Below are 13,392 nucleotides of genomic sequence, written 5' to 3'. Positions count from 1 at the left end.
GCGATAGAGCCGAGCATGCTCGGTTACTCACTCATCTAATTGATACTTTTTAAGTGTCGCTTTATAAATACCATTAGTCTGTAGTAGTAAAAGGCCTTTATCGAACAATTCAATAACTTCTGTTGCTTTTGGATGGGATTTGCTAATACCGATATGAAGAGGCCATTGTGCAATGGTCGATTGATGTACTTTAAGGTGATGAAATTCAGTGTGTTGACTCCGTAAATAGGCAAAGGCAAGCTCATCGCTTACTACGGCTTCTACTCGCTGCTTATTAAGGAGTGATAAACAAGAGGTCAAATTTGTGAGCTTTTCTAAACGAATTTGCGAAATCTGCGCGAGCGCAATTTCAGAACGAAAACCCCGAATAGCGCATACACTCAACCCCTTTAGATCTTCCAAGTGCTCAAAGTTAATCTCAGATTCTGTACGTGAAATAAGTACCAGCCGGTTACTATAATAAGCTTTGCTAAAAATAAAACGTTCATCGCGACTGTCCGAACGCCATAATGCGGGGATAATATCGACCTGCCCTTTCTCTACCATTCGCATGGCACGACTGAAAGGCGTAATAAGCATTTCAAAATCTTGATTCTCTGCCTTAAATGCCGCACGAACTAAATCTACAGTAAAACCAGAATCTTCATCAATGACATAGGGAGGCCAAACATTATGCGCCCCCACTATGGCATCATTTGCAGATGATGTGCACGACAGGGCAATAAGCAGGAGGCATGACTGTCTTAAACTTTTTATCGCCATGTCCACTCTCTCCCACTTTTACCTTCAAACTAAGTTGGCTGACAACTTTGCTATAAATGTTTGCTCCGACCCTAATTGAGTATAGCGCAACCGTTGCATCACGAAATATACACACACTTGCTCACTGGCAACGTTTGAATATGGCATAAAATTCAACGACTTTTGTCCTTCAACACACAATTTAGTGTAAACCAATGTAAACAAACCGTGAAGTTTAATTGAATTGTCATCAATAGCGCTTAAAATACTGCGTCCGAATAAAAATTCGGATAATTCTAATACACGGGAAAATAAAAAATGATTAAAAAATCTATCCTAGCTTCAGCTATTGCATTAGCTTGCCTAAATGCACAAGCAGAGGTGATTATCTCTGAGTATGTTGAAGGTAGCAGTTATAACAAAGCCGTTGAGCTCTACAATGGTAGTGATGAAGCTGTCAATCTAACTGGTTACTCAGTCAACTTTTTCTTTAATGGCGCAACAGAAGCTCGCACGAATATAGAACTAAGTGGTGAACTTGCGGCTAAATCAACTTATGTTATTGCTCATGCTGACTCAGCAGCAGAGATCATCGCAAAAGCACAGTTAACAAACACAAGTAGCTGGTTTAATGGTGATGATGCCGTGACGCTTACGCTCAATGGTGCAGTTGTTGATAGCCTAGGTCAGGTTGGTGTCGACCCAGGTAGTGAATGGATTGATGGCGATATTAGAACAAAAGATAAAACGCTTGTCAGAGATCCTGCAATAACAACTGGCCGCACCGATGCAACTTCTGCATTTGTTGGCGCTGGACAATGGCTCGCACTCGCTAAAGACGATTTTAGCAACCTAGGTATCCACATTAATGGCGGTGACGTACCTGAGCCAGAGCCAGTTATTTGTGGCGAAAATAATACCTTGATAAGTGCCATTCAGGGCGCAGGCGATGCAAGTCCATTGGCTGGAGAAACGGTTGAAGTTCAAGCTGTTGTCACTGCAAGCCTACAATCAGATGCAGGGCTTGGCGGCTTCTTCCTTCAAGAAGAAAGCACTGACTATGATGCTGATAATAATACTTCCGAAGGTATTTTTGTCGTATATACCGCAACTCCAGTAAGCACAGGAGATGTGGTTAAATTACGTGGTAAAGTTGAAGAGAAGTATGGTCAAACTCAACTTATTAACGTCGACGCAATTGAGCTATGCGGTTCTGCAACGGCTTCAGCGACTACCGTTACTTTACCTGCAGAGAATGGTCTTGAAGCCTACGAAGGCATGTTGGTTTCGATTTCAAATGAGTTGGTCGTTAACGATACATACGGACTTGCACGCTACGGCGAAGTACGCTTAGGTACTGAACGTTTATACCAAAGCACTCAAGTAGCAACTCCTGGTGATGCAGCAAACCAGCTAGAAGCAGAGAACAAGCGCAAAGAAATTTTACTTGATGATGGTTCATCAGTACAAAACCCTGAGGTTATTCCTTACCCATCACCCACACTTGATGCCTATAACACCTTGCGACTGGGCGATTCTGTGACGGGCCTTGAGGGTGTAATGGGATATGGTTATAGCCAATACCGTATTCACCCAACGACAACACCAAACTTTGTTCATACTAATCTACGTACAGAAGCACCTCAGGTAGAAGTGCGTGGAGATTTACGTATTGCTAGCTTCAACGTATTAAACTATTTCAATGGTGACGGTCAAGGCGCAGGTTTCCCAACGTCACGAGGCGCTGACAATCTAGAAGAGTTTGAACGCCAAAAAGCAAAAACGGTTGCTGCAATTTCGGCACTCGATGCCGATATTATCGGTCTGCTAGAAGTGGAGAACGACGGTTTCGGTGAGTTTAGTGCGATTGCCGATCTCGTTAACGCTTTAAATGCGGCAGATTCTGCTAATACTTACGCATTTGTAAACCTAAATGTTGATCAAGTAGGTGGGGACGCAATCACATCCGGTATCATCTATCGTAGTAACAAAGTAGCTGAAGTAGGCACGCCAGCATTTACCGAAGCCGTACCATTTGATTACGGTAACCGCCCTCCTGTCGTACAAACTTTCAAAGAGGCAAACGGCGACGAAGTCTTCACTGTGGTAATGGCTCACTTACGCTCTAAAGGCAGTTGTTCAAAGGCTGAGGGCTTAGATCAAGACCAAAATGATGGTCAGGGTTGTTGGAACCAAACTCGAGTCACAGCGGTTAATACCCTTGCGACTTGGCTTGGTACAAATCCGACAGGGGTTGCAGAAGATGATGTAATAATTCTGGGTGACATGAATGCTTACGCTCAGGAAGATCCAATCAACACCTATGTCGAGAATGGTTATGCCAACATCAAGCAAACACTTCATGGCAGTAGCTTAGATTATTCATACGTGTATCAAGGACGTATCGGTAGCCTAGATCACGCCTTTGCTTCAAACACGATGATGGAAAAAGTAAAGTCAGTGACGGATTGGCATATCAATGCGGATGAACCCGTCGCGCTAGATTACAATACTGAGTACAAATCAGATACTCACAAAGCAAGTCTTTATGCAGCACACGCTTATCGCGCATCGGATCATGACCCAGTGGTAATCGACCTTAACCTTGCTAAAGAGCCGACGATTATTGAAGGCGAGTTTACAGGCCTTGCAGGCTGGTTCTGGTGGCAACATCGCTCAATCGAGCTACCAGCGGGCTTTGATAAACTAGAAGTGTCAATCACAGGTCAAGGCGAAGCAGACCTATATGTGCGCCATAAGAAAATGCCAAACTTCTTTAAGTACGACTGTCGTCCATACCTTTGGGGTAGTGAAGAAAGCTGTGTATTTGATGAGCCTGCAGAAGGTAAATGGAATTTCCGCCTGCGCGGCTTATTCCCTTATTACAATGTAACTATCAAATATAAAGCGACAAAAGCGAATTAATTGCTGCTTTGATGTAAACCCAAGAGCCAAGGCTCTTGGGTTTTTCTTGGCATTGTAGGTCACTCCTATACGAGCATAGCCCCACCATCACTCACTATCGATGCGCCCGTTATATAACTGTCATTCATCAAAAACAAATATGCATTGGAAATTTGTGAATCACTTCCAAGACCTAGAGGAATTTTTTCCTCCAACTCTTTCAATGTTTTAAATCCTGGTGAAACGGTATTGACCCGAATAGGAGCAAGCTCAATTGCCAAAGCCTTCCCAAGTGACTCAACTGCACCGCTTATCGTACTTAATGTTGAGTACCCATTGTAAGGCCGTTTACCTAATGTTCCCGACGAAAACACAATACTCCCGCCATCGTTAATATATTGGTGAGCCAATTTAGCAAAGCTATACTGCCCCCAAAACTTAGTATCGAAAGCATGACGAACCTCTTTGAGGTCGAGTTCTAAAAATGGAGAAACAATGAGTGGAGACTTAACAGTAAAAATAAGGTGATCAATTTTTCCTATTTTCTCAAGTAGGTTTTTAATCTCACTTTCAACCGTAATATCAACCGAATAACAAGTACAACTTTCAAGATATGGCTGACTTCTAATGCTAGCTTGTTTGTCAAATGCAGATCTCGAGGCTATTAATACCTCACCTCCATCTTCACTTACGCGTTTTGCCAATGCGAGACCAATACCTGTACTCCCACCAACAATTAATACCTTTTTTCCTTTCATTCCTTTTCTTCGACTCCTCTAACGTAAAAATCACAACAGAGCCAAGCCTCACCTATTTAATACTCGACTACTGCTTTACGTTATATTGGGCTTAGAACCAAAATATCAACATTAAATTAACAACCCAACACCCGTTTAATGAACGGCCATTTTTGTTGAGTATATTGCTCACGGTCATCTTTGTATTCTTGTACTAACGCCTGCTTCAACGCGCAATACTCAGCTCTTAAAACTGATGATGCTCTTAATTTTTCCCTAAAAGAAATACGCTCTTGCCAAAGTAGGCTGTTGAAAGGAACAAGGTGTAAGTGATGGGTTCTAAACTCAGGCGTTGGTTTGCAAAACCAGTGCATTACGTCAGCTTTATAGGGGTAATAACAATAACTGTGTTGAGTGAGCACTTGGATGGCTTCTTTTGACGCTATTAGCGACTTAACACCCACCATAATATCTATCACCGGCTTAGCAACCATACCAACCACAGCTGTACTACCTACATGTTCAATACCACCTTCAATCCAAGGGCATAGCAAAGGCGCTAACCTTAGCTTTTCCACTTGAAACATTCGTGGCCAATCTTGATTATATTTAGAAAGTGAAATAGCTTGGTCTGCCATTGGAAGGAGGATCCCATAGTTGCGTCAGGTTCGGTTTGGAACAGTATACAGCTAAAGCTAATCATCACTACCACATAAACGCCGCGATAAATGCACTATTGAAGTACGGGCTAACACAGACACCCACCATAATTTGCATTTATGTTATGGTGGGTGTCTGCTATTTGCATTTGCTTTGGCAGTTCCCATTCACCTTTAGCTCATTTTACTAACGTTTTATTCGATTGTATTCCTTTGATATAAATTGGCATATCTCACATAGCCTTGCATTTAAGATGGACTTAAATTCGCTGCAAAAGGTCCGCTGAATGAAAATGCAACATTAAAGTTAACGCGATCCCCTTCTTTGATAGCGTCCCATAAGTTATCGTTAACCTGTTTTGCTGGGACAAATATTTCGTAACCATTACCGTCCATGATTAAGAACCCAAAGCTTTCTCTCTTACGAGATATAGTACCGTGATGCGTTCTTGGGGTTTGTTCTTCTACGTCATAATCTCTTATTTTATGTCTTTCTTCAAACGAAAACCTGCCGCCACGGATGCGATCGAATACGTCTACAGATTTTTGATGTTCTTTTGCTTCAGACGAAAAATATGAAAACCTAGCAAACCAAAATTGAGCTTGATAATTTCTATCTTTCGGGGTGAATGCTCTACGGTAGAAATAAACTAATTCTGATTGCTCTGGTGAGAAGTGGTTCCTCAATAATTCTGCATAGTGGAAGTTTAAGCTATGATCTGCTCTTCTTCTCTCAAGGGCCATTTCTAGTATATTTTTCGCTTTATCAAAATTGTCTGCTTCTATGTATATCACAGCTAACCTAATCGCTAAGTAAGGCTCCCTATCATTTTCAACAAACGACCGCTCCAAAGCTTTGAGTGCATTTTCACTATCATGAATTAATGCTGAAAATTGTGCTTCTAATTTATAAATATGTCCTTCAGATGGGAATTTTTGTTTGTTCTCAGTTAACTCCTGTTGAACCTTACGAATACTCTCGTTTAAAACTCTTGAAGATACAGATTCTTCCCTCAATAAGTTTTTTAAACTTATGATTGATAATTCTATTGATGTAGAAGAAACATATGAGCTGTCTCCCCATTTATTTATTATTTTTTTCAAGTAGCTTCTAGCCTCACTAATAGCCAAACTCAGGTGATGTTGCTCTTTGGTTATTTCTGCTTTATCCCTCCAACAGACCGCTAATGAATGCAGTATGCTTGAGTCATTTGGAGCTGCATCGCTAGCGCTAACCAAAAGTTCTATAGCTTTATCAATACTTCCATTAGGACGAATCCGCTCATAATTCGCCATTTGCTGCAATAAATATGGATCATTACCAAATACGCTTTTTGCATGTTGGTATATGGCTGAAACATCTGATAAATCAGGGAACAACTCCTGCAACGATTTTGCTTTAATAAGCAATCTATAAGACTCTTTATCTGAGCTAAACGATACATTTAGTTTGCTCAAAATATTTATGTATTCGATGTATCTATCTTCTGATTTTTCTAAAGCACGCCTAAAAACTATTTCTGCAATTTCTGAGTGTCTAGCTGTAAAGAAAATGTCTCCATCACCATAAGCTTTAGAAATAACAACCTTTTCAAGTGGGTTGTAAAAATTTTTCTTAAACTCTTCAAAGCTAATTTCATGTATCCGAGAAATCAGCCCCGCTCGAACAGGTACTTTCAATCTATTTAGTACGCAGACTGTCAAGTAAATGCTTTTTGCACTTTCAAGGTATATGCTGGAGTATTCATTAAATATAATATCTTCAAATGGCTCCCCCATCGTAGCCTCATGAAGTGCAACCAAAAGCTGCCGCCCATGACGCTCACGTAACTCTGAACACCTATCTTGTTTTGACTTTTGAGTGAGAATTGGACCTAAAGAATCATGTTTTTCTAAAGAATCAACTAAAGTTTCAATCTCGTTTCCTGACAAATATTTTAAAGAAAACTTGTCAGTAATTTGCTCATCAAGTTCTTCACATCTCATATTCCATTCGTTGTACCTTTCGGCGGAGATAATGGTAGCTTTTAAATCTCTTCTGATGGCTTTAGAAACAAATCTATTTATTTCTATAGAGTTATTAGCTGCGTCGTCCCAAAATACGAATATTCGTTCACCTGATTTCGCACTTAGCTCTTCAATAAGATCTATATCTAGTGGCCTGCCATTGTTGACCCAAATTGAAATGCCGATTTTTGATTGCATCGTTTGCCATGCTAATTGTCGCAACAAAACTGTTTTGCCAGATCCTGCTTCACCTTTAACGACATAAAATTCAGTTTTCAGTTTTCTTTCAGCATCTGGTTTAATTATTACGGAATCAAAAACTCTGGATTGTAATGAACGCTTGATGGCTACATCATCAACAACAGGGGACCACTCTTGATCTACTCCCCTAAAAAAGTCCTTAGGAACACAAGCTGTAACTGCCATTGTATTATGGAGAATAGAAAAGTCTCTTTCAGCAGAAGATATAAGTTCTTCGCTTGGTGCAGCATGTGTATTGAAAAACTGCTGTATATAGTGAGAATCAGAGCTTACGAACTTACCAAGTATTCTATCTACCTCTGAAATACTTGAATTAAGTTCCGAAATAAAACCTTCAAATGTCACATCTAGCGCAGTTATCTTCTTCTGTCCCCAAAAGTCTCTTTCAATACCTTTTAACCCGGGTTTAAGAAGGTAATGCCTTTCTCCATTTGGCGCTTCTTTTTCAAGATCCATAAGAACGGCTCTAATATTTGGATCTTGTAAGCTGTGGCCCACGAAAACTATTGTGTTCTTATATGCCGTTTCAAATAAGTATTTGAACAAACCTGTTCGATTTTTTTTGTATTGATTGTATTGATCAATCGTCAAAATTAGCGGCAGAGCCTCATCATGAGTTCTCGTGATACATCCATGCAATTTTATAAAAGGTAACTCACCTGAAGAAATCGAATAGCTCTCTAAGTCTTCATCATCAGATAAAAATGGAATCAGGTTTTGATTGCTTTCTTTAGACTGCTCATAGCAAGTTTCTACTAGGCGATCGTAGTTTGTGGTAAAAATTGAAGCCCACTTGTATTTAGGAATATCGAAGTGAAATTGCGCAGGAATCACACCTGAAAAATACTCAGCAATGTAAGTTTGTATCTCTACTAAACTATATGCCGATATTGCCATCTCTGAAACTACAGCTAATGACTCTCCTGAGAAATCACCATTGAGAAATCTTTTACTCAAAATATCTCTCAAATCAGTGCCTAGAGGTATACTTTTACCTTCTGGCAATGTCGCTCCATATAACGCTCCAGATCCTAAAAACAAAACTACTCGTCCAGCTTTAACTCTTTCAATAAGTGGATGGGGTAAAGCCATATAAATTCCTTATTATTAGTTTTTTGTCCAATGTTATTATTCTATTTATTCAAGGCTCTCGCCTATGAGAATGTTCCCGTTTATTTTACTCTTTGTCCAGTGGCTGGATAAAGTTAAAACATGAGTTTTTTCTGTATCACGCATTTACACTTCTGAATACCGAATCTTTTTACTGAGCTACAAAGGTATTCAAGTTATGATTTTAATAAAATCGTAGATCTAATATTTATGTTTTTACAACTAAATAGAGGTTGAACAACTCTGGTTTCAAATGTTTCTATCGAAGTATTTCAACTAAGTAACTGTTTCTTCTGTTTAAATTGCTTACCATTTCCGTGACAAACTTGAAATCCTCTTTACTTCCTACAATTTGAATCTCTGATTCTGCTCTAGTAATAGCCGTGTAAAGCCATAGCTCTATCAAGTATCCTTCCTTTCTGCAACGCAATAGCACATTGTGAACCTTGAGCTTTATGTAGGGTTATTGCATAACCCAGATCCATGCAATCCAATACAGATTGATTAACTTCTATCACTTCACCTGTATCAAGCGTTACTTCACCATAAATATCACCAGAAAAATTAACGCTGGTTAGCGTGCCAATAGACCCGTTTTGAATGCCTTTATCATAATGATTCTGGGTAAAAAGAATGTGTTCATTTAGCCTGAGGTTTTGAAAGTACTGCTCTTCGTGCATAGTGAATTCCAACAACTTACCGTTAGAATTAACAGCCTCTTGCGTTAACTTGTTTATATCTGCGACTAACTTCTTAGTTGGAGCCATGATTCGACTATTATTAGGTGATTGCTGGTATATAGTTCACAACATACTTTAGCTATACTTATTTGTCTGTTTGATCGCATTGCAAATCGATGAACGTTTTTGACCAAAGTGATGGACGTGTTTCCATACTTTTTTACTTCACTTCCTCGGCTTTGATGCTAATAGTGATGGATGTCACTTATTTTCGCATTCCTCAGCTTAGACGTTAATAGTGATGGGCGTCACTTATTTTTTCTTATTTTTTTATTTTCCTTTTGTGCAATTTTCGCGAAAGGAAAACTAATAAGGCGTTTAAGATTGGCTCCCAATGCTCCGCATTTTTGGATTGATTCAACTGAAGTATTTACGGCACAATGGCTTAGGCTCGGCGACATGCGCGGTTAACCACTTAATGCTGCGTTATGTTTCTTTGTAAATATCCATTTCGAATAGGACTAAGCATGTTCAAACAAGGTCAAGAATATAGCCGTAAAGAAATTAGTTCTTTAATCGGTGGTCAAATACAAGGCTACATGGGAACTCGGAACAAAAAAGTTATTGGTGTTTACCTTGAGTTGAATTCGAACCCAAATGCACCAAGAGAAATTTTATGTGGCACTGGAATAGATATCGCTAAACATGGTCTTTGGCTGTCTCAACAGGATGAGCCAGTGCCGATATTCGTAAAGAGAAAGGCAAATGAATGGGTATACCAAGGGCTTTTCTCAGTAGAATCGACGATTGTAGACGGATCAACTCTAGAAAAGATCCGAAAGCAAGCAGGGCGAAAGTATCAACTTAGTAGGGCAATATACCTTAGCGAGGTAAGCGAGCAATTAGAATTTGAACAACAAGTAACGTGGTCTAGAGCATTAACTCGAGCTCAGAGAGTTGAGCGTTTATCAAAAGCGGAAGCTACACCAAAAGCAATTCAGGTTAAAACAACTGTCTATATTCGCAATCCAGATGTTGTCGCAGAAGCATTGATTCGTGCTGACGGAATCTGCGAAAACTGCAACAAGCCTGCACCATTCATCAGAAAATCAGATAACACGCCTTATTTAGAGGTTCACCATGTTCTACCCCTAGCGCAAGGTGGAGACGACACAATCGAAAATGTTCTGGCCCTGTGTCCAAATTGTCATCGAGAGGAACATTTCGGCTAAAACCTACAAACTGTTTAAGAGTGATTCGCAACGTGTGGCATTTTACTATGCGTTGTGATTGGTATTTAAAAGTGGTATGTGACGGCTTCAGTATTGCGCTGCTCATACCTTCGCAAGATGTCAGTTATACGTTGAGAATTAGTGCAAATGGAAAAGTCAAAAGTAAAATTTGAAGCCCTTTTTGAGACTACGATTCTCACTATGTTTATTGCATTAGCTGGCCCTAGTTTTTTAAATTACTAAATCCATTTGTTACAAAATTAGTGGCTTTGGTTCTTGTTTTAGCTATGCTTGCTGTGGTGCTTATTTACGGGCTATTTATATTTTCAAGTGTTCATTTAAATGCCATAAAACGCTTTTATTTAGTCCACCAACTGTTGTTTGTAGTAATTACTTTATTAACTTTATTTGGTCAAGTAAGGCACTTGTATACATAAAAAACTGTTAAAAAATGGGAAAATTCAGTTGCAGGTTTGCGCGGGCACCACCGAATATCGGCTGTTTAAAATGGTGCTAATTTGCTCAGAATGCTTGAGTCACTCTGTCTGAATGACACTTTCACGCTGGAACCGGTCAGGTTTGATTAAGCCCCAGCTTTCAAATCTAACAGTTCTGGTTAATATTATTCACTTTAAGCTAATCGCTTCATTATTTTATAAGAAACTATCACCTTGGTGCTTGCGTTAATGCCTCAAAGCCTTATACCTGAGCTTATAATCTAGCTTGTTTAACTAAACTATTGTTTTACTCATCACCACGACATCTACGCCTCGGTAATTGACGTTTTCGAGCGGTTGCCAGCCGAGTTTTCGATAGAGTCCACCTTCTGGATGCTCTGTTTGTAAATATAACGTGGTAACACCAAATATTGAGGCTAATCGCTCTGCTTCTTTGACTAAGCGTGACGCTAGTTTATTTCCACGATAGGGCTTATCCACATAAACGCCACCAATCCAGTGCTCTTTATCTGTGTAGATACTCATTTCATGAAATTTAAGCTGCACGACTCCTGCGATTGTGTCGCCACCCAGCGCGACGATTACACAAGGAATACTAGAGTCGTTAAGGTAGTCTAAAAGCTTATGCTCAAAACGCTCTACAGAGGCCTCCTCAACAATGCTTCCCCACTCATCAAAATACCACTTGGCAATGGTTGGGATGAATGCTTTGTGATGCGCTAAAAGTTTAAATTCCATTTTAATTCCTCAAATAAACATAATACTGACAAAGGATTATCAACCACTTTTACAGTAACTGTATTTTGTTCCCTTTACAATTCCAGATAACAGGCCTTAGTTAATTGATAGATATAGACATCATGCTTTTCACCGCCTATATCCAAAAAGGCATTTAGACGGTTTTTGCGTTTCATCCCTAGCTTCAGCATCAACCCCTGCGATTGTTGATTGCCTACAGCGCATATGGCCTGAATGGTATCTACAGAGAGACTTTGAAAAGCCTCCTTTATTAGTGCTGTTGCGGCTTCTTCCCCATAACCCTTGCCAATTTCGGCCTCAGCTAATCGGAAGCCAATCTCACCGACCCGTTTTCCTGCATCTACATATTTAAAAACGAGTTCACCAATAAGTTGAGCTTGTGGCTTTTTAACGATCGCAAGGATCAAACGCTCATCGACCCCACCTTTCCAAGGCTGGCATGCTTGAACTAGCCGCTCTTTTGCCGACTCGAACGTGGCAGGCGCACCAATATATTTTGACGTATTTGGATTTTTCCGATGGCTATAAACTGCATCAAGGTCGTCCATTGTCATACGTCTCATGGACAAACGTTCGGTTTCAAACTGCATTGGTATTTTTCCTCACTCGCAGACCACACATAATCACCAGTCTCATAAATAAACGCCCCGTAGTAGCAAGCAGCCCTGCATTTTATTACTCTTTACAAACCGGCATAAAAACAGTGCATAAATGCCGCCAGGTTAAAAACAGTAACAGTGCACAGCCAAAAACGAGTACCGCAAGAGACTCTACACCACTCAGTAACCACGTATTGACTACCCATGCCACGCAAGAAAAAAATAGCAGCTCAACCGCCCCTACCAGCGCATTCGCTGTTCCTGCCTTTTCTGGATGTAAAACCCCAATGAGATGCATATAACTTGGAAAATACGCGCCAAATACAAACATAATCGCAGCATAAGCGAGCAGAACAGCAAGCGCACTACCACTTGCAAATAGCAGCAATAACACGCTGACAACTAATGCAGGCCAAGTCCAAATTACAATATCTAAATAGGAGCGCTTACGTTGCAATACCTTAGTTAATATTGACCCTATGAGTAAGCCAAACATGGGGATCATCATCGCCTGACCTATTGCTTTGGATTCCAAGCCAAACTGCCTTGCCAGTAAAAACGGCAGATACAACTGAATGGTAAGATACAAAAAAGTAGGTAACCATTTGAGCGACGCGAGGGAAATAAATGATCGGTTTAGCAATAGACTTTGATATTCATAAAAGAGCGCGTTTGGCCGTAACGACAAAGTAGTTTTACTGCTCTGCTGCATAATTCTATAGCCATACACCAAAATCAAAACATAGTATGCGAATGCAAACCATGACATCCCCTGCCACCCTACCCAGCCAGATAACACCCCAGCCAAGAATGGACTACAAATAGCAGTCACACTCACCGACATTGCCAGTGTCGCCATCGCGCTTTTAAGTTCTGCACCTGATAATCTTGCAGCAAGAAGCGTTCTGCCAATTAACACCGGCGATGCAGCACCAATGCCTTGCAACACTCGACCGATAAAAAATACCTCGGCGCTAGATGCTATTGAGCAAAAAACCGTACCTAACAGTAAAATACCCAGCCCACTAAAAAATAAAGGCCTATCGCCAAACTTATCTCGTAGCGGCCCAACCAGCAGTTGCGCAGCTCCTAGTGTAGTGAAATAGCTAATTACTGCCGCTTGTCCTTGACTAGGCGTAAGCTGTAAGGAATCCGTGATAGTAGGTAAAACAGGGATGTAGATTTGGCTTGCGATCTGAGAGCAAGACATCAGCAAAACAGCTAAAAACACCACTTGAAACACGT

Annotated in this window: 10 protein-coding genes; 2 read left to right on the top strand and 8 right to left on the bottom strand. The window is 40.4% G+C overall.

All coding sequences use genetic code 11. The annotated features are described in order from the left end of the window. Positions 1 to 27: 27 nt before the first annotated feature. Positions 28 to 762: a substrate-binding periplasmic protein gene (locus tag QSH61_RS23560; protein WP_010604294.1), complete on the bottom strand. Its 735-nt coding sequence runs from the start codon at positions 760 to 762 to the stop codon at positions 28 to 30. A 297-nt stretch (positions 763 to 1,059) separates the two neighbouring features. Here QSH61_RS23560 and QSH61_RS23555 point away from each other — a divergent pair, with 297 nt between their 5' ends. After that, the gene (locus tag QSH61_RS23555; protein ID WP_206473089.1) at positions 1,060 to 3,666 is read left to right on the top strand and encodes an ExeM/NucH family extracellular endonuclease; all 2,607 of its coding nucleotides are present in this window, start codon (positions 1,060 to 1,062) and stop codon (positions 3,664 to 3,666) included. Between the two features lie 65 nt (positions 3,667 to 3,731). On the opposite strand, the gene QSH61_RS23550 is transcribed toward QSH61_RS23555, so the two are convergent. The 4 genes from QSH61_RS23550 to QSH61_RS23535 form a co-directional block, all read right to left on the bottom strand. Then, positions 3,732 to 4,403, bottom strand: a complete 672-nt coding sequence (locus QSH61_RS23550; RefSeq protein ID WP_102058479.1) for an SDR family oxidoreductase — start codon at positions 4,401 to 4,403, stop codon at positions 3,732 to 3,734. A gap of 116 nt (positions 4,404 to 4,519) precedes the next feature. Next, on the bottom strand, positions 4,520 to 5,020 hold the full coding sequence (locus QSH61_RS23545) for a GrpB family protein (protein ID WP_206473091.1): 501 nt from the start codon (positions 5,018 to 5,020) through the stop codon (positions 4,520 to 4,522). A gap of 270 nt (positions 5,021 to 5,290) precedes the next feature. Then, the gene (locus QSH61_RS23540) at positions 5,291 to 8,401 is read right to left on the bottom strand and encodes a P-loop NTPase (RefSeq protein ID WP_206473093.1); all 3,111 of its coding nucleotides are present in this window, start codon (positions 8,399 to 8,401) and stop codon (positions 5,291 to 5,293) included. Between the two features lie 389 nt (positions 8,402 to 8,790). Further along, entirely contained in the window at positions 8,791 to 9,186 is a 396-nt protein-coding gene (locus tag QSH61_RS23535; protein ID WP_248298739.1) for a hypothetical protein, read from the bottom strand. Between the two features lie 440 nt (positions 9,187 to 9,626). Here QSH61_RS23535 and QSH61_RS23530 point away from each other — a divergent pair, with 440 nt between their 5' ends. Then, positions 9,627 to 10,331, top strand: a complete 705-nt coding sequence (locus QSH61_RS23530) for an HNH endonuclease signature motif containing protein (RefSeq protein WP_174169451.1) — start codon at positions 9,627 to 9,629, stop codon at positions 10,329 to 10,331. A 731-nt stretch (positions 10,332 to 11,062) separates the two neighbouring features. Here the strand turns inward: QSH61_RS23530 and QSH61_RS23525 are convergent. The 3 genes from QSH61_RS23525 to QSH61_RS23515 all read right to left on the bottom strand — a co-directional run bounded on the left by QSH61_RS23525 (position 11,063) and on the right by QSH61_RS23515 (position 13,390). After that, positions 11,063 to 11,527 (bottom strand): GNAT family N-acetyltransferase, encoded by a 465-nt coding sequence (locus QSH61_RS23525; protein WP_206473095.1) that lies wholly within the window; start codon positions 11,525 to 11,527, stop codon positions 11,063 to 11,065. Between the two features lie 74 nt (positions 11,528 to 11,601). Next, entirely contained in the window at positions 11,602 to 12,138 is a 537-nt protein-coding gene (locus QSH61_RS23520) for a GNAT family N-acetyltransferase (RefSeq protein WP_206473097.1), read from the bottom strand. Positions 12,139 to 12,223: 85 nt separating this feature from the next. Next, positions 12,224 to 13,390, bottom strand: a complete 1,167-nt coding sequence (locus tag QSH61_RS23515) for an MFS transporter (RefSeq protein WP_286124066.1) — start codon at positions 13,388 to 13,390, stop codon at positions 12,224 to 12,226. Between the last annotated feature and the right edge of the window lie 2 nt (positions 13,391 to 13,392).

The sequence above is a fragment of the Pseudoalteromonas sp. JC3 genome (assembly GCF_030291895.1).
Classification (GTDB): domain Bacteria; phylum Pseudomonadota; class Gammaproteobacteria; order Enterobacterales; family Alteromonadaceae; genus Pseudoalteromonas.
This window is presented reverse-complemented; position numbering and strand designations above follow the sequence as displayed.